This is a genomic window from Lentzea sp. NPDC058436 (assembly GCF_042721515.1).
Lineage (GTDB): Bacteria > Actinomycetota > Actinomycetes > Mycobacteriales > Pseudonocardiaceae > Lentzea.
Map to the genome: position 1 here is coordinate 940,307 of NZ_JBHXLF010000003.1, position 17,453 is coordinate 957,759.

15 protein-coding genes are annotated in these 17,453 nt (G+C 69.5%); 8 read left to right on the forward strand and 7 right to left on the reverse strand.

Annotated features, from left to right (window positions below; genetic code table 11):
• Positions 1-144 precede the first annotated feature (144 nt).
• On the forward strand, positions 145-1,128 hold the full coding sequence (locus ACFWN2_RS18180; RefSeq protein WP_382428643.1) for a LacI family DNA-binding transcriptional regulator: 984 nt from the start codon (positions 145-147) through the stop codon (positions 1,126-1,128).
• A 184-nt stretch (positions 1,129-1,312) separates the two neighbouring features.
• On the opposite strand, the gene ACFWN2_RS18185 is transcribed toward ACFWN2_RS18180, so the two are convergent.
• Together ACFWN2_RS18185 and ACFWN2_RS18190 are read right to left on the reverse strand one after the other, a co-directional pair.
• Positions 1,313-3,094, reverse strand: coding sequence for an AMP-dependent synthetase/ligase (locus ACFWN2_RS18185; RefSeq protein WP_382428644.1), 1,782 nt, complete (start codon positions 3,092-3,094; stop codon positions 1,313-1,315).
• Between the two features lie 31 nt (positions 3,095-3,125).
• The gene (locus tag ACFWN2_RS18190; protein ID WP_382428645.1) at positions 3,126-5,264 is read right to left on the reverse strand and encodes a molybdopterin-dependent oxidoreductase; all 2,139 of its coding nucleotides are present in this window, start codon (positions 5,262-5,264) and stop codon (positions 3,126-3,128) included.
• A 269-nt stretch (positions 5,265-5,533) separates the two neighbouring features.
• Between ACFWN2_RS18190 and ACFWN2_RS18195 the strand changes: the two genes are divergently transcribed.
• Positions 5,534-6,481 carry an MASE1 domain-containing protein gene (locus ACFWN2_RS18195; protein ID WP_382428646.1) on the forward strand — a complete coding sequence of 316 codons (948 nt, stop codon included), beginning with the start codon at positions 5,534-5,536 and terminating at the stop codon, positions 6,479-6,481.
• Here the strand turns inward: ACFWN2_RS18195 and ACFWN2_RS18200 are convergent.
• Positions 6,478-8,049 (reverse strand): alpha/beta fold hydrolase, encoded by a 1,572-nt coding sequence (locus ACFWN2_RS18200; protein ID WP_382428647.1) that lies wholly within the window; start codon positions 8,047-8,049, stop codon positions 6,478-6,480. The two genes, ACFWN2_RS18195 and ACFWN2_RS18200, sit on opposite strands and share 4 nt — an antisense overlap.
• A gap of 108 nt (positions 8,050-8,157) precedes the next feature.
• Here ACFWN2_RS18200 and ACFWN2_RS18205 point away from each other — a divergent pair, with 108 nt between their 5' ends.
• Complete coding sequence (locus ACFWN2_RS18205) at positions 8,158-9,144, forward strand: PHP domain-containing protein (protein WP_382428648.1); 987 nt, start codon at positions 8,158-8,160, stop codon at positions 9,142-9,144.
• Here the strand turns inward: ACFWN2_RS18205 and ACFWN2_RS18210 are convergent.
• Positions 9,107-9,685: a hypothetical protein gene (locus ACFWN2_RS18210; protein WP_382428649.1), complete on the reverse strand. Its 579-nt coding sequence runs from the start codon at positions 9,683-9,685 to the stop codon at positions 9,107-9,109. The two genes, ACFWN2_RS18205 and ACFWN2_RS18210, sit on opposite strands and share 38 nt — an antisense overlap.
• 169 nt (positions 9,686-9,854) lie before the next feature.
• Here ACFWN2_RS18210 and ACFWN2_RS18215 point away from each other — a divergent pair, with 169 nt between their 5' ends.
• The 5 genes from ACFWN2_RS18215 to ACFWN2_RS18235 all read left to right on the forward strand — a co-directional run bounded on the left by ACFWN2_RS18215 (position 9,855) and on the right by ACFWN2_RS18235 (position 14,700).
• A complete protein-coding gene (locus tag ACFWN2_RS18215; RefSeq protein ID WP_382428650.1) occupies positions 9,855-11,210 on the forward strand; it encodes a DNRLRE domain-containing protein in 1,356 nt (451 codons plus the stop codon).
• 20 nt (positions 11,211-11,230) lie between these two features.
• Positions 11,231-12,433 carry an MFS transporter gene (locus ACFWN2_RS18220; RefSeq protein ID WP_382428651.1) on the forward strand — a complete coding sequence of 401 codons (1,203 nt, stop codon included), beginning with the start codon at positions 11,231-11,233 and terminating at the stop codon, positions 12,431-12,433.
• Positions 12,430-13,386 (forward strand): TolB family protein, encoded by a 957-nt coding sequence (locus ACFWN2_RS18225; protein WP_382428652.1) that lies wholly within the window; start codon positions 12,430-12,432, stop codon positions 13,384-13,386. Before ACFWN2_RS18220 ends, ACFWN2_RS18225 begins: the two co-directional genes overlap by 4 nt.
• Positions 13,387-13,492: 106 nt before the next feature.
• Positions 13,493-13,798: a putative quinol monooxygenase gene (locus ACFWN2_RS18230; RefSeq protein WP_382428653.1), complete on the forward strand. Its 306-nt coding sequence runs from the start codon at positions 13,493-13,495 to the stop codon at positions 13,796-13,798.
• A complete protein-coding gene (locus ACFWN2_RS18235; RefSeq protein ID WP_382428654.1) occupies positions 13,798-14,700 on the forward strand; it encodes an alpha/beta hydrolase in 903 nt (300 codons plus the stop codon). The genes ACFWN2_RS18230 and ACFWN2_RS18235 overlap by 1 nt, the downstream gene beginning before the upstream one ends.
• Here ACFWN2_RS18235 and ACFWN2_RS18240 read toward each other — a convergent pair.
• The 3 genes from ACFWN2_RS18240 to ACFWN2_RS18250 all read right to left on the reverse strand — a co-directional run bounded on the left by ACFWN2_RS18240 (position 14,689) and on the right by ACFWN2_RS18250 (position 17,437).
• On the reverse strand, positions 14,689-14,850 hold the full coding sequence (locus ACFWN2_RS18240; RefSeq protein ID WP_382428655.1) for a hypothetical protein: 162 nt from the start codon (positions 14,848-14,850) through the stop codon (positions 14,689-14,691). The two genes, ACFWN2_RS18235 and ACFWN2_RS18240, sit on opposite strands and share 12 nt — an antisense overlap.
• A gap of 228 nt (positions 14,851-15,078) precedes the next feature.
• Positions 15,079-16,365 carry an ABC transporter substrate-binding protein gene (locus tag ACFWN2_RS18245; protein WP_382428656.1) on the reverse strand — a complete coding sequence of 429 codons (1,287 nt, stop codon included), beginning with the start codon at positions 16,363-16,365 and terminating at the stop codon, positions 15,079-15,081.
• 13 nt (positions 16,366-16,378) lie between these two features.
• A complete protein-coding gene (locus ACFWN2_RS18250; protein ID WP_382428657.1) occupies positions 16,379-17,437 on the reverse strand; it encodes a branched-chain amino acid ABC transporter permease in 1,059 nt (352 codons plus the stop codon).
• Positions 17,438-17,453: the final 16 nt, after the last annotated feature.

The following is a 17,453-nucleotide window of genomic DNA, read 5'->3' on the forward strand; positions in this document are numbered from 1 at the left end:
CCCCCTGTGCGCTATATGTTGAAGTGGGAAGACCCCCGGACGACGTGTCCGGGGGTCTTCCGTTTCCCGGGACGTTCCCGCTGGCCCTCACTTCACACCTGACCCGTCATGATTGGGTCGACCGCAGGCGAGGGTGAGGTACCAGTGGCAGTCACGATCCGCGACGTGGCACGCAGGGCGCATGTTTCCGTCGCCACCGTGTCGCGCGCGCTGACCTCACCCGAGCTGGTGCGGCCGGAGACGCGGTCCCGCGTGCTGGCCGCGGCGACGGAGCTCGGCTACCAGCCCAACCGGGCGGCGCGCGGGCTGATCACCGGCAAGACGGGCAACATCGGCATCGTCGTGCCGGACCTCGACAACCCGTTCTTCACGGGCGTGCTGAAAGCCGTGCAGGCGCGGGCGATGCAGGCCGACTACGCGGTGTTCGTGGCGGACAGCGACGAGGACCCCGTCGTCGAGGCGAAGCTCGTGCACGCCATGGCCAAGCAGGTCGACGGCGTCTTGCTGTGCGCGCCCGGCCTGGAGGACTCCCAGGTCCACGAGGCAGCGGCGGCGACGTCGCTGGTGCTGCTGAACCGGCGCCTGCCCGGTGTGCCCGCCGCGTTGATGGACTCGGCGGGCGGCATGCACGCCGTCGTCGACCACCTCGTCGCGTTGGGACACCGCCGGATCGCTTACCTGAACGGGCCTCGCACGTCGTGGTCCAACCAGGAGCGTCGCCGCGGGCTCATGAAGGCGGTGGCACGGCACGGGGTCGACCTGGTCGACCTCGGCCCGTTCGCGCCGCGCTACGAGGGCGGCCTGCAGGCGGCGGACCTGGCGGTGGCCGCGGACGTGTCGGCGATCGTGGCCTACAACGACATCATGGCGCTGGGCGTGCTGGCACGGCTGCGCGACCGCGGCATCTCGGTGCCGGACGACGTGTCGGTGACGGGGTTCGACGACCTGACGTACGCGTCGCTGTGCTCGCCTGCGCTCACGACGGTGGCGATGCCGGTGGCGCAGGCGGGGCGCACGGCCGTGAACCTGTTGCTCGACTGGCTCGACTCGGACCAGACCGACGTGCCGCAGGTGGTGGCGGAGACCCAGCTGATCGTGCGGGGAACGACGGCGCCGCCTCGAAGCTAAGTGAGGTAGACGCAAGGCGGCCCCGGCTGGGCGTCTGGGGGGAGTACGCCTTGAGCCGGGGCCGCGAAGCGGCTGGGCCCGAGGGGGGAGGGGGCCTGGCGCCGCTTGATGTCCCACTCTGCCCTGAGCGGAAGGAAACCGCCAGGGTGGATGTACCTGTTTTTGGATTTCTCGTACGTACGGGTTACTCGTAGAGCCCTTCGTACAACGCAGAGTGAACTCGGTGCACCACCGCCCTCTTGACCTTCAAGGTCGGGGTGAGCTCACCTTCCTCCTGGGACAGATCCCTGGTGAGCAGCACGAACTTCTTCACTTGGGAAACACTGGCGAAGTGCGAGTTCGCTTCGTCGACAACTTCCCGCACGAGCGTGCGCACATCCGGGTGACCCACCAATGATTCGACGTCGGACGGCAATCCGCGTGCCGTCGCCCACGGCACGATCTCGTCGGCGTCCAGTGTGAGCAGCGCCACGCAGTACGGTTTGCGGTCGCCGAACAGCACGGCGTGCGAGATCCAGCGGGACTGGCGCAGCACGTTCTCCACGTTCGCCGGCGCGATGTTCTTGCCGCCCGCGGTGATGATGATGTCCTTCTTGCGCCCCGTGATCGTCACGAAACCGTCCGCGTCGATCTCGCCGAGGTCGCCGGTGTGCAGCCAGCCGTCCCGCAACGTCTGCGCGGTGGCCTCCTCGTTGCGCCAGTAGCCCGCGAAGACGTGCGGGCCGCGCATCAGCAGTTCGCCGTCCTCGCCGACCTTCATCTCCAGGCCCGCCACTCCGGCCGCGCCGATCGAACCGAGCTTGAAGCGGTCCAGCGTGTTGATCGTGCCCACCGCCGTGGACTCGGTCATGCCGTAGCCCTCCAGCACCGGCACACCGGCCGCGTGGAAGAACCGCAGCACCTCCTGTGAGATCGGCGCGGCACCGGACAACGCCTGCACGAGCCGCCCGCCGAACGCCCCGCGCACGTTGGCGAACAGCGCGTCGACCTGGTCGAACGCGGCCGCCATCTCCGGCGGAACAGGTTCTCCCGCGGCACGCCTGCGCCGGACTTCTAGACCGAGCGCGACGGCCTGTGCGAGCTGGTCGGCGGGCACGTTCGAGGTGACGAAGGTGTAGATCTTCTCGAAGATGCGCGGCACGGACGGCAGGAACGTCGGCCGCACCTCGGCCAGTTCCGGCACGATCGCCTTCATGTCACCGCCGAAGTACGCCAGCGCGCCGCCGCGGTACATGGTGCCGAACATGATGATCTGCGCGAAGACGTGCGCCAGCGGCAGGAACAGGTAGACGACACCGGTCATCGCGTCGATGCGCGCCTCTTCCGCGACCCTGCACAGTGCGACCCAGTTCGCGTTCGTGAGGACGCATCCCTTGGGAGGGCCGGTGGTTCCCGAGGTGTAGATGATCAGGCTCGGGTCCTCCGGCCTGATCGCGGCCCTGCGGGCGTCCAGCACGTCGGCCAGCGGCGAGGTGCGGCCGGAGTCCTCCAGCTCGGCGACGCGCGGGCGGTCACCGGCCGGGTCGATCGAGAAGACCGCGTGCAGCTCGGGAAGTTCGGCGCGGACGGCCTCGACCTTGGCGCACTGCTCGTCGTTCTCCGCCACCACGATCGCCGCGCCGGAGTCGCCGACCACCCAGGCGATCTCCTCCGGCGTGCTCGACGGGTAGATCGGCACGACGATGCCGCCCGCCGCGAGCACCGCGAGCTCGACCGCCGTCCACTCCGGACGGGTGTTCGCGAGCACGCAGACCCGGTCGCCCGCCTTCAGTCCGGCGTGGACGAACCCGGACGCGAGGTCCAGCACCAGTTCCGACACCTCGGCATAGGTCCGCTCACGCCACTGCCCGTCCTGCTTGAACCGCCACGCCACCGCGTCGCCGTACGCCTGCTCCGCGAGGAACGGCAGGTCGGCTATGCGACGGACGGCTCGCACCGCGTTCGGGCTGGTGACTCCGGCGGTCATGGGAACTCCAATGCACCTCGGGGAGGACGGGTCAGGCGGGCACGACCCGCACTCGGGTGCCGTTCAGCACGGCGGTGCCCGAGAGCGGGTCGATGCGGAGGTCGTCGGTGAGGAGGTTGACGTTCACGCCGGCGTGCTCGCTGGCGACGGTGAGCCGCGTGCCCGGCTGGTCGTGGCCCCAGCCGTGCGGCAGGGAGACGACGCCCGGCGCGATGTCGGCGGTGACCTCGACCAGCACCTCGACCTCGCCCACGCGCGAGGTGACCTGGGCCGAGCCGCCGTCGCGCAGGCCGAGCCGTCCGGCGTCGCCGGGGTTGACGAGCAGCGTGCACAACGGCTTGCCCTTCACCAGCGCGGGCACGTTGTGCATCCAGGAGTTGTTGGTGCGCAGGTGCCTGCGGCCGACGAGGACCATCTCGGTCTCGGACGTCTCCAGCGCGGCCCGCACGCGCGGCAGGTCGTCCACGATCGGCCTCGGGGTGAGCTCGACCTTGCCGGACGGCGTGCGCAGGATCTCCGGCAGGCGCGGGGTGAGCGGGCCGAGGTCGATGCCGTGCGGGTGGTCGAGCACCTGCTTGAGCGACAGCCCGTACGCGCCGATGCGGAGTTTCAGGTCCAGCAGGCGTTCCTCGCGGGTCTCGCCCTCTGGTTCGAAGTCGGCGCCCGCCTTCTTCTTCAGGTCCGCGAGCTGGAACGCGGCGATGGCGTCCAGGTCGGCCGCGGGGCCGAGGCCGCTGAAGATCGTGGCGAGTCGGAAGAAGATGTCCGTCTCGTCGACCCTGCCCTCCTCCAACGGGATCACGGCGCGCGAGTACTTCACGTAGTTGCGCACCGAGTGGTTGAGGAACGCGATGTCGTAGTGGTCGCGGCGGGACGGCGGCGGCGTCGGCAGGATGACGTCGGCGTGCCGGGTGGTCTCGTTGAGGTACGGGTCGACGCTGACCATGAAGTCCAATGAGGACAGAGCGGCGTGCACGCGCGCCGAGTTCGGCAGCGACAGCGCGGGGTTGCCGCCGATCGTGAACAGCGCCCGCACCTGGCCCTCGCCGGGCGTCTCGATCTCGTCGACCATCGTGACGGCCGGGAACTCCCCCATGACCTCGGGGTGTCCCTTGACCCGGCTGTGCCAGCGGCCGACCTCGAAGCCCTTGCCGCTGCCCGATCCGCGCCGGTTGTGCGCGGGCAACGGCCACATCGCGCCGCCGGGCCTGTCCAGGTTGCCGGTGAGGACGTTGAGCGTGTCGACCGCCCAGGACGCGACCGTGCCGAACTCGACCGTGGTCGTTCCGATCCGCCCGTAGACCACCGCCCGTTCCGCTGCGGCCAGCTGTGCCGCCAGCGAACGGATCGTGCCCGCGTCGACGCCCGTGCGCTCCTCGACGGCCTCGGGGCCGAACGCCTCGACGTGCGAGCGGATCACCTCGTGGTCGGTGACGTGATCGGCGAGGTCGCGGAGGTTCACCAGGTCCTGCGCGAACAGCTCGTGGATCAGCGCCAGCAGCAGGAACACGTCCGTGCCGGGGCGGATCACGACGTGCTGGTCGGCGGCCGCGGCGGTCCGGCTGCGACGCGGGTCGACCACGACGAACCGGCCCCCGCGCTTCTGCAGGTCCCGGAACCGGCCCGGCGCGTCGGGGACCGTCCACAGGCTGCCGTTGGACGAGAACGGGTCCGCGCCGAGCACCAGCATGAAGTCGGTGCGGTCGATGTCAGGCACGGGGATCGAGAAGATGCTGCCGAACACGTGCCCGACCTGGACGTGCTTGGGCATCTGGTCGACGGTGCTGGCGGTGAAGAGGTTGCGGCTGCCCAGCGCCTTGCGCAGCGGCCCGGCGTAGAGGCCACCGGCGAGCGAGTGGGCGACCGGGTTGCCGAGGTACATCGCGACCGCGTTGCGATCGGGGAAGTCCTTGAGCCGTTCGTCGATGTGGCGGAAGGCCTCGTCCCAGGTGACCTCGTGGAACTCGCCGTCGCGCTTGACCATCGGCGCGCGCAGCCGGTCGGGGTCGGCGTCGAGCGTGCCGAGCGAGGCGCCCTTGGGGCAGAGGAAGCCCTTGCTGAACTCGTCCTCCCGGTCGCCGCGCACCTTGGTGATGCGGTCCCCCTCGACCGTCAGCTCCAGCCCGCACGTCGCTTCGCAGAGCGGGCAGGTCGTGAACACGGTCTTCATCGGGTCCCCTCACACAGCTTGTTACCAACGGGTACAGCCGCCTGCCGTCCAGCGCAACCACCCGGCCGAGGTCTGACCCGAACAGCCCAGCGCCCCGGTTGGGAGTGGCCGAGCATACCAGCCGGTATGTCGATTTGCACTGGTCAAAGCCCGGTCGACCTCCGCCATGCTTCGGAAACTGATCGTTACCTACCTACGGGGTGAGTCCAGGTGGGTACGCCGGGTCGCGAGGTCTGGTCATCACGTCCGCACGGGTGCAGCATGTTGCGGTGAACGCCGCATTCCGGACCGCCGCCACGATCGTCGCGGTCGCGCTCGCGTACTACGCGACCGCTCAGGTGGGCCTGGTCCTGGCTCTCGTCGAGGGTCAGGTCACCCCGCTGTGGCTGCCGACCGGGATCTCCGTGGCGGCGCTGCTGATGTCGGGGCGCGGGATCTGGCCGGGCATCACGCTCGGGGCGTTCGCCGCCAACATCAGCCTGGGCGCGCCGCTGTTCTCCGCCCTGATGATCACCGCAGGCAACACGGCGGCGCCCCTGCTCGCCCTGTACCTGCTGACCCGCTTCGGTTTCCGCACGGCGGTCGACCGGCTCAAGGACGCGCTGCTGCTCGTGTTCGCGGGCGCGCTGGGCGCGATGCTCGTCAGCGCGGTGGTCGGCACGGCGGCGTTGAAGATCGGCGGCGTGATCCCGTGGCGCGACGTGCCGGCCGTGGCGTCGGTGTGGTGGACCGGCGACGCGATGGGCGTCCTGGTGTTCACGCCGCTGCTGCTCACCCTGCCGCGTCAGTGGAACGTCGCACCGCGCCGCCTGGTCGAGGCGCTGGTGCTGCTGGTCGCCACGGGGATGCTCGCGTCGTTCGTGACGACGTCGGGATCGCGGTTGCTGTTCCTGGTGTTCCCCATGCTGATCTGGGCCGCGCTCCGCTTCCAGCACGCGATCGCCGCGCCCTGCGCCGCGATCATCTCCGTGGCGGCCGTGATGTCCGCGGCGGGCGGCCACTTCGCCGCCAAGGACCTGCTGACGACGATGATCGTGCTGCAGGCGTTCAACGGCTCGGTCGCGCTGACCGGGCTGATCCTCAGCGCCGTCACCAGCGAGCGCAACGAGGCCAAACAGGCCATCGAACGGGCCTGCGTGCAGCTGGCCGAGACCGTCGCGCGCTACCAGGAGGACGGTGCGCGCAAACGGCTCGGCCGCATCGTGCCGCCTGGCTAGAAGGGCTTCGTCTCCACGGCGATCTCACCCAGGATGTCGCTCAACGGCCGCGCGGACTGCGCACCGAGCGACGCCGCCGCACCCGGAGGCACCGTCTCCGCGATGTCCGTGCCGGCGCAGGTGACCCTGGACGCCGGCAGGATGCCCGACACCAGGTACTTGTTGACGATCGTGTCGACGCAGGCGTTGCGGCGCAACGCGTAGTGGCCGTGCTGGCCGTCGTTCGCCACGCTGATCAACGGCTGGGCGAGGTGCTCCGCCATGACCCTGCCGTTGGCGAGCGGGGTCTGGGTGTCGCCGTCGGAGTTCACGACCAGGCCAGCCGGGTACTTGCGGGTGATGGCCGGGATCTTCTCCGGGCGCTGGAAGGCGCGGAACGTGCAGTTGGTCGGCGCCATGTAGTCGACGGTGCCGCCGTACGGGTTGGTGTCGCGCCAGCGCTTCATGTCGTTGTAGTAGGTGTTGACGTCGGTGAACCAGTCCCACTCGCAGACGACGGCCTGGAACGTGCCGGGCGAGGTCGGTTCGATGTCGCCCTTCTTCAGCGCCGCGACGATCGCGGAGGCCTCGGCGGGGTCCGCCACGCCGGCCTTGATCGAGGCGATGTGGCGGGAGAACGCGGCCCAGGAGCGGCGGTAGCGGGTGGCGCCGACGGCGTAGTCGAACGAGGTCACGTCCGCGTAGCCGCCGTGCGGGCCGGTCTTCAGCTTCGCGGCGATCGCGTCCAGTTCGGCGCGGACGGCGGCGGGCGTGGTGCCGAGGCCGTAGGTGCCGTTGCGGGCGGCGGTCCACTCCGTCCACTTCTTCAGGTTGTCGGTGATGGCGTCCACCACGTCGACGTCCTGCTCGTGCCACGTCTTGAGCGGGTCCAGGGCCGAGTCGAGCACGCTGCGGTCGAGGAACTTCGGGAACAGCGAGCCGTAGACGGCGCCGAGCTGCGTGCCGTAGGAGTAGCCGACGTAGGAGATCTTCTTCTCCCCCATGGCGCCGCGGATGACGTCCATGTCGCGTGCGGTGTTCATGGTGGAGATGTGCCTGCGCATCTCACCGCCGCCGCGCTGGCAGTTCTCCTCGACCGCGCGGGCGTAGTCCGACCAGTTCGCGAGCTGCGCGTCCGTCGGGCGCGAGGGGAACTCGTCGTCGGTCGGCGTCGAGATGCAGCGGATGTTCGTCGACCGGCCGACACCGCGCGGGTCCATGCCGATGACGTCGTAGATCTTCAGCACGTCGGTCTGGGCGTTGAACCAGTGCACGGCGCCGAGGCCGGATCCACCGGGGCCGCCGGGGTTGGTCATCAGCACGCCTCTGCGGCGCGCCGGCTCTGTCGCCTTCTTGCGCGAGAGGGCGATCTCCAGGTTGCCGTTGCCGGGGTTCTTGTAGTCGAGCGGCACGATCGCCGTGGCGCACTCGACCCCCGTCGAGGGCGTGACCCAGCCGGCCGGGCACTCGGCCCACGCGATGGTCTGGGTGTAGTACTCGTCCAACGGTCCAGGCGCCGCCTGGGACGTTCCCACCAGGGACATGAACAGCGGGGCGACCAAAGCCGCCGCGCCCCAACGCTTCCTCACCGCGTACCCCTCCGTAGTCGGTCAGCGACCGAACGCTTCCGCAGTCGCCGGTCCGCCCGACACCCCCGAAGGTCGGGTGAAATTCACCGCGGTGGGGTAGGAAGAGACATGGATCCGGTCAGGGCGTTGAAGCAGGTGGCCTTCCAGCTCGAACGCGCGGGCGAGCCGACCTACCGCGTCCAGGCGTTCCGCAACGCGGCCGCGGTCCTCGCCGACCTCGACCCCTCCGACGTGGAGAAACGGGCGAGGCTCGGCACGCTCACCGACCTCAAGGGCGTCGGCAAGTCGACGGCCGGCGTCGTCGTGGACGCGCTCGCGAACCGTGAACCGTCTTATCTGGCAAAGCTCCGGCACGTCGACATCACCGGCGGCGAGGAGATGCGGGCGAAGCTCAAGGGCGACTGCCACGTCCACTCCGACTGGTCCGACGGCGGCAGCCCGATCCGCGACATGGCGGAGGCGGCCCGCGACCTCGGCCACAAGTTCATGGTGCTGACGGACCACTCCCCGCGCCTGACCGTCGCGAACGGACTGTCCCGCGACCGGCTGGAGAAGCAGCTGGAGGTCGTCGCCGCGCTGAACGCCGAGCTGGCGCCGTTCACGGTCCTCACCGGCATCGAGGTCGACATCCTCGACGACGGCTCGCTCGACCAGGACGAGGACCTGCTGGCACGGCTGGACGTCGTGGTCGCGAGCGTCCACTCGAAACTGAAGATGCCGCGCGCCGAGATGACCCGGCGGATGGTCAACGCGGTCAGGAACCCGCACGTCGACATCCTCGGCCACTGCACCGGCCGGCTCGTCGTCGGCAAGGGCCGCCCGGAGTCCCAGTTCGACGCGGTGAAGGTCTTCGAGGCCTGCGCCGAGCACGGCACCGCCGTCGAGATCAACTCACGGCCGGAACGCCTCGACCCTCCACGCAGGTTGCTCAGCCTGGCCGTCGACGCCGGGTGCTCGTTCTCGATCGACAGCGACGCGCACGCGCCCGGCCAGCTGGACTGGCTGAACTACGGCTGCGCGCGGGCGGAGGAGTGCGGTGTCACGCCGGACCAGGTGATCAACACGCGGAGCGCATCTCGGCTGCTGTCCGGATGAGGTGCTCGTACCAGGACACCAGCGGCCCGGTGTCGGCCAGCGCGCGGGTCAGCGCCACCCGGCACAGGTCCCGCACGGGTTCGGGGTCGTAGGAGGCCACCAGGTCGTCGAACGACCCCAGCGTGCCGAGCGCGTACTCCTCCAGGCCGGCGCAGATCGGCACGACCGTCCCGTCCGCCGTCACCACCAGCGGGTCCACCCGCACGAACGCCGCCGGATCGGCGCGCAGCAACGCGGCGGACGTGACGTCGAACTGCACCTCGACGGCGTCGTCCTCGGCGACCCTGCCCAGCTCCACGGCCGCGTAGACCAGGTCGACCCGGTCGACGCCGTGCGGTCTGACCCGCACCTTGCGGGCACCCTCCCCCACGGCCTCGGCCGCCAGACCGCGCAGCACGGACACGTTGTCCGGCACGAGGTCGATCAGCACCGTCACCCGGTGCCCGTCGGCGGCGTGCTCTCCCACCTCGTCCAGCGCGACCACGAGCTCGGCCTCCGGCACCGCCGTGAGCCAGCGAGGGTCGTGGACCTCGACTCCCATACCCCTACGGAGTGCTCGTCCGGCGCGGAAATACCTTCGGGCCGCAGCCACCCCTGAGGGGGATTTTCCGGCCGTTCACCCAGTAGCCGCCGAACGATCATCGTGCGCGACTCATTTGAGCCCTATCCTTCGCGACGGCCCATGTCCGCCCACCACCACGAGGACAGGCATGTCACGTCGCAGGGCTCCCCTAGCCGTGCTCTCCACGATCATCGTCACGGCGGCCACTCTCACCGCCTCCACCTCGGCGCACGCCGCCACCGCCACGTTCACCCCGACCGCCGACACCTACGTCGACAACGGGTCCACCGGCACGAACTACGGCACGTCCGGTCAGCTCGGCATCGACAACTCGCCGGTCAAGCGGACGTTCCTCAAGTTCACGGTCAGCGGTGTCAGCGGCGTCTCCAACGCCAAGCTGCGCCTGCACACCGACGACGTCTCCGGCTCGGAAAGCCCGAACGGCGGCACGTTCCGGGCGATGTCCAACGTCAGCTGGACCGAGACCGCGGTGACCTGGAACAACCAGCCCGCGATCGACGGCGCCACCCTCGGCTCCCTCGGTTCGGTCGTGCGCAACGCCTGGTACGAGGTCGACGTCACCAGCCTCGTCACGGGCAACGGCACGTACAGCATCGGCATCACGTCGAGCAGCACGGACGGCGCCGACTACGACTCGCGCGAGAGCGGGTCGACGGCGCCGCAGCTCGTCGTCACCGACGGCACGACGCCGCCTCCCGGCGACCCGGTCTGGGTCGGCGCGGGCGACATCGCCGACTCCGGTTCCGGTGACACGGCCACGGCGGCGTTGCTCGACAACATCCAGGGCACCGTCTGGACCACGGGCGACAACGTCTACCCGGACGGCACCGCGTCGCAGTTCAGCACCTACTACGAGCCCACCTGGGGCCGGCACAAGGCGCGCACGAAGCCGTCGCCCGGCAACCACGACTACAACACCAGTGGCGCCACCGGGTACTACAACTACTTCGGCGCGCAGGCCGGGCCGTCCGGTCTCGGCTACTACTCCTACGACGTCGGCAACTGGCACATCGTGTCGTTGAACTCGAACATCACGATGTCCGCGGGCAGCGCGCAGGAGCAGTGGCTGCGGCAGGACCTGGCGGCGAGCACGAAGCCGTGCACCGCGGCGTACTGGCACCACCCGCTGTTCACCAGCGGTGCCAACCACGCGCCCTCGGCGGCGACCAGGCCGTTGTTCCAGGCGCTGTACGACAACAACGCGGACCTCGTGGTCTTCGGGCACAACCACCAGTACGAGCGGTTCGCCCCGCAGAACCCCGGCGGTTCGCTGGACAACTCGCGCGGCATCCGGACGTTCGTCGCGGGCATGGGCGGCGCCGGGGCGTACGGGTTCGGCACGATCAGGCCGAACAGCGAGGCCCGCAACACCGGTACGCGTGGCGTCCTGAAGTTCACGTTGCACAGCAACAGCTTCGACTGGCAGTTCGTCCCCGAGGCGGGCAAGACCTACACCGACAGCGGCACGACCAACTGTCACTGACGGGCTGCTGGAGGCCGACGATGTACCTGTCCACTCTCGACAAACCCAGGACGACGAACTGGAAGGGGCTGAGCGGCAACGTCTTCGCGCTCGGCTCGGTCAGCCTCATCACCGACGTCTCGTCGGAGATGGTCGCAGCGATCCTCCCGTTGTACCTGGTCATCGGCCTCCAGCTCAGTCCGGCCGCGTACGGGCTGATCGACGGCGTCTACACCGGCGCCACCACCCTGCTCAGACTCGCCGGCGGCTACCTCGCCGACAGGACCAGCAGGCGCAAGACCGTGGCGGGCTTCGGCTACGGGCTGTCCGCCGTGGCCAAGCTCGGGCTCCTCGCCGCCGGGAACTCCCTGACGGCACTGGGCTTCGTGATCACCGCCGACCGGGCGGGCAAGGGTCTGCGGACCGCGCCCCGTGACGCGTTGATCACCCTCTCCACCCCCAGCGGTGACCTGGGCCGGGCGTTCGGCGTGCACCGGGCGATGGACGGCATCGGCGCGTTCGCCGGGCCGCTGGTCGCGATGGCCGTGCTCGCCGCGTCCGCCCAGTCGTTCGACGCGGTGTTCGTGGTGAGCTTCTGCATCGCCGCGTTCGGCGTGCTGGTCCTCGTGCTCTACGTGCGGGACCGGCCGGAGCCGTTGCAGCGCAACGAACCGCTCAAGCTCGCCCTGCTCAAGGACCCGGCCGTCCGGAAGATCGTGTTCGCCGCGTCGCTGCTCGGCCTGGTCACCATCGGCGACGGGTTCGTGTACCTGTTGCTGCAGAAGCGCGAGGGGCTGGCGTTCGGCTGGTTCCCGTTGCTCGCCGTGGGCACGAGCCTCGTCTACCTGCTGCTCGCCGCACCGCTGGGCGCGCTCGCCGACCGCGTCGGCCGGCTCAAGGTCATGCTGGCCGGGTACGGCGCGCTGACCGCCGTGTACCTGCTGCTCTTCGGGCCGTTGGGCGGCTGGCCGTTGCTCGTGCTGGTCGTGCTGCTGTACGGCGTCTTCTACGCCTGCACCGACGGCGTGCTGATGGCGCTCGCGGGCCCGGTCCTGCCGGAACGCCTGCGCACCACCGGCATCGCGCTGATCCAAAGTGGACAGGCGCTCGCCTACCTCGGTTCGTCCGTGCTCTTCGGCCTGGCCTGGCAGTTCTGGAGCCCCGAGGCCGCCACCCGGATCGCCGCCGTCGCGGTGGTCTGCGCCCTGGTCACCACCGCCGCACTGCTGGGACGACGCTCATGAACAAGCGCCTGCTGATCACGCTGACCGCCGCCGTCCTGCTCGGCGGCGTCGCCGTGGGCTACACGGCGCTGTCCGGTGCCGCGCCGGAGAACGCCGCGCGGTCCGTCGCGACCGGCGCCGGGCCGCGGTTGATGGTGCTGAGCAACGGAAAGCTCTCCACGGTGTCGCTCGCCGACCCGGCCGGTTCGCGGGAGGTCACCGCGCAGAGCTGCGACCGCGCGTACTCCGCCGCGGGCACCATCTCCTGCCTGCGCCCGGTCGGCGCGTTGAAGGCGGGCGAACTGGCCGTGCTCGACAGCGACCTGAAGGAGCTGAGGACCGTTCCGCTGACCGGTTTCCCGAACCGCACGCGGGTGTCCGCGAGCGGCCGGATGGTGGCGTGGACCCTCTTCGTCGACGGGCACTCCTACGCCGCCAACGGGTTCTCCACCAGCACCGGCATCCTGGACACGAAGACCGGCGCGCTGGTCACGTCGCTGGAGGAGTTCGAGGTCGAGGGCATGCCCCAGCGGCCGGTCGACACGAACTACTGGGGCGTCACGTTCACCGCCGACGACAACCGCTTCTACGCCACCATGTCCACGGGCGGCCACCGCTACCTGCTCGAAGGCGACTTCGCGGCCAGGAAGATCAAGCCGCTCACGGACACCGACAACGTCGAGTGCCCGTCGCTGTCCCCGGACGGCACCCGCATCGCCTACAAGAAGGCCGTCGGCGGCGACCCGCAGAAGGGCTGGCGCGTCTCGGTGCTCGACCTGGCCACGCGCCGGATCACCGAGCTCGCCGAGACCCGCAGCGTCGACGACCAGCCGGCGTGGGTCGACAACAACACCGTGGCGTACGGCATCCAGCGCGACGACGGCCTGAACGACGTGTGGTCCGTACCGGCGGACGGCACCGGAACGCCCGCGGTCCTGGTCCCGGAGGCCAACTCCCCCGCTCCGGTCAACTGAGAGGATCGGGCAAGAGCTCGGCAGCATCGATCTGCCGAACCCCCTGTTCCAGCTGATCTGATGAGTGCAGCGCCAGAACGGCGCCACCACGGAGAGGCAGGAACAGATGAGTGTCGGACACGGCTTCCACGCCACCCTGACCGCACGGCCGGGCAAGCGCGACGAGGTGATCGAGTTCCTGCTCGACGCGCCCTCGCTGACCAACGACGACTGCGTGGTGTTCCTGGTCGGCCGTTCGACCACGGACCCGGACGTCGTCTACGTGACCGAGGGCTGGACCACGGCCGAGGCGCACAGCGCGTTCTTCGCCGGCGAGGAGGCGCAGCGGCTCGTCGCGAAGCTCCAGACGCTGCTCGACGGCGAGTCCACGTACCTCGACGAGCTGCCCGTCGGCGGCAAGGCGGCGTTCTGATGCGCCGCCCCGAGATCGACCCCGAACTGCGCGCACTCCTCGCCGACATGCCGCTGTCGGCCGAACTGACCCCCGAGATGCTCCAGATGATCCGGCAGATGCCGTCGCCGCCGTTCAAGACCGACGCCGAACGGCACGACGTCACCCTCGACGAGATCACGCTGACCGTGTTCCGCCCCAGAGGACTCGACGGACCCGTGCCGTGCGTCTACTGGATCCACGGCGGCGGCATGGTGATGAGCGACCGCTTCTCGCAGATCGACATCCCGTTGCAGTGGCTGGAAGAACTCGGCGTCGTCGTGGTCACCGTCGAGCACCGGCTCGCCCCCGAGGCGACCGGGACCACCCTCGTCGAGGACTGCTACCGCGGCCTGCGGTGGACGGCCGAGCACGCCGCCGAACTCGGCATCGGCACCATCGTCGTGGCCGGCATCAGCGCGGGCGGCGGACTGGCCGCCGGAGTCACGCTGATGGCCCGCGACCTCGACGGCCCGCGGATCGCCGCGCAGGTGCTGATCTGCCCGATGCTGGACCACCGCAACGACTCCACGTCCAGCGGGCAGTACTCCGGCGAGCCCGGGGTCTGGACGCGCGAGATGAACGAGTTCGGCTGGCGATCCGTCCTCGGCGACGCGACGGACGTTTCCCCTTACGTGTCACCGGCTCTGGCCGAGGACCTAGCGGGACTGCCACCCACGTACGTCGACACCGGCACGGCCGAGGTGTTCCGGGACGAGGACGTCGCCTACGCGTCCCGCCTCTGGGCGGCCGGCGTGGACGCAGAACTGCACACGTGGGCGGGCGGGTTCCACGGCTTCGACGCGATCTTCCCCGACGCGGCGCTGTCCCGCCGGGCGCGGCGCACGCGCACGGAATGGCTTGCCCGCGAGCTAAGCCGGTAGCGGCCTCATCCGGTCGGGCATGTGGGCGCGCAACGTGTCGTGCAACGCGGACACCTCGTCGGCGTCCAGCAGAACGGACCCCGTCTCGCACGCCAGCACCGCCTCACCGGTGCGCTGGTCGGGCACGTACCGCAGTTCCACATCAGGCACGGTGCACGACTCCGACTGACGAATCGCGACGATCAGCTCCGAGATCCGTTCGTACCCCAGCCGCGCGCTCCAGCGTGACGCGGCCAGGGGACGGACGAATAACCGGAGACCTCCGGCGGATCGGCGAACCTCGACGCACGGCAACACCTTCACTACCTCCTACCCAGACTCAACCTTCGAGACTAGTCAGAGATGTCCGGTTTCACCGTCGAGTGTCACCCGTTCGGATCATTGATAGCAGGGCTTCTCGAACTTGAAGTCCTTGGCCGTGGAACCGGTGAAGAAGTCCTCCACCAGCGTGACTCCGGTCGGGGAGGCGTCGTCCGGCTTGTAGAGGGTGCTCTGGCGGAACAGGGCTTCCTGGGGCGAAGCGGAGAAATTACCTGCACCCGAAGGGAGCATGCCCTCGTAGTCCACGGACGTGAGTTGCTTCACAGCGGCGAGCACTCCGGCACGCGTCAGGTCCTTGTTCGCCGCAGCCTTCTCCAGAGCGGCCTTCAACGGGTACGCCCACACCCAGCCGGCGGTGTAGCCGTCGTTCGGCGTCACGCCGGGCAGCGCGGCGCGCAGTGCGGTGTGGCCGACGGACTCGGTGCTCCACGACTTCCACGGCGCCGACTGCATGTACAGCGCCTTGATCGCGGGAGCGGCGGGCGACTTCAGCAGACCGGGGTTCCAGGTCGGTGAGGTGCCGATGAACTTGCCCGTGAAGCCACGGGCGGCGGCCTGGCCGATGATCACGGCCGCGTCGGTCGGGCCGGTCGTCAGGATCACGAGGTCCGGCTTCTTCGACACCACCGCGTCGATCGCGCCGCCCTGGTTGTCCTGACCTGCCGTGGTGGTCACGTTCTCGAACGTGAGCCCGCGCTTCTCGGCCGCGATCTTCGCGCCGGCCGCCGCGTCGTCGCCGTAGTCACCGGCGTTGTGCACGGCCATCACGGACTTCACGCCCATCTTCTCGGCGCCGTGGTCGACCGCGTTCATGGACTCGACGCAGTAGTTCGCGCCGGACTCCAGCACGCCGTCCTCGAAGCCCCACAACGAGGTCCAGGACGCCGGCACCGCGACCATCTTCGTGTTCTTCATGTCCGGCAGGATCGCCGCGGTCGTGGGCGAGCCCAGGGTCTGGGTCAGCGCCAGGACGTTGCCCTTGATCTCCTGGTAGACCTGGTTGTGGATCTGCGGGTTGTACTTGTTGTCCTTGACGTACTTGGAGACGTCGACCTCGTAGCCGCCGATGCCGCCCTTGTCGTTGACGCGCTTCCAGAACGCCTTCTGCGCGTCCGTGATCGGCACGGCGAGCGTCTTGAACGGGCCCTCGGTGAGGTCCGAGATGGTGCCCAGGTAGATGCAGCCCTTGGACTTGTCCACGGCTTCGGGGCACGCCTCGGACGTGACGCCGGCGTCGACCTTGATGCCGCCCGCGCCCTCCTGCGGTGCGGCGGAGTCCCCACCGCGACAGGAGGCGAGGAGCAAGGCCCCGACGAATATCAACGCGATTCTCTTACCAGACATGGAGATTCTCTCCTCAGTACGAGAACGGCCAGGTGCGCCAGTAGTTGCGGACGCGGACCCAGATGCCGAACAACCCGCGTGGCTCGACGATGAGGAACACGATGATGAGCACGCCGTAGAGCACGGCCTCCACCTGGAAGACCGTGATGACTCCGGTCGCGTCACCACTGATGAACGGCAGCACCGCGGGCAGTTCCCTGGTGATGCGTGGCAGCAGAGTGATGAAGAGCGCGCCCATGATCGCTCCGGAGATGGTGCCCGCGCCGCCGATGAGCACCATCGCGATGTACTGCACTGACAACAGCAGGCTGAACGAGCCCGGATCGAAGAACCCGTTCACCACGAACAACAACGCGCCCGCGACCCCCGCGTAGAACGAGGACACCGCGAACGCCAGGACCTTGTACCTCGTCAGGTCGACGCCGATCACCGACGCGGCCAGGTCCCTGTCCCGCACCGCCGCGAACGCCCGCCCGACCCGCGAGCGGACGAGGTTGCGCGCCAGCACACCGAAGATCACGAGCAGCACGAACATCAGCAGGTAGAGCTGTTGTGCCGCCGTGAACACGGCGTTGTCCTGGTCCAGCCGCACCCCGAACAGCTCGGGCACGGCAGCGGGACGCCCGACGCCGGGCCCGCCGGTCAGCGACGTCCACTCCCGGAACACGTGCTCTCCCAGGAAGACCAGTCCGAGCGTCACGATCGCGAGGTAGAGCCCCCGCAACCGCACCGCCACCGGCGCCACCAGGACGCCGAAGAGCGCGGCCACCAGCCCCGAGGCCAGCAGCCAGACCGGCAGCGACGTGATACCGAAGCCGATCACCCGCCCGGTCTCGGGCCCGGACAGCGCCGCGGCCGTGTACGCGCCGATCGCCAGGAAGAACGCGTGGCCCAGCGACACCTGGCCCGCGTAGCCCGTGACGATGTTCAGCCCGATCGCCCCGATCGCCGCCACGAACCCGGTCGCGAGCAGCTGCAGCAGGTCGTCGGTGATCAGGAACGGCATCAGGAGCGCGAACACGACGAGCCCGCCCGACCACGCGCGTTTCGGACGCGTGTTCAGGAACGCCATGTCCTGCCCGTAGGAA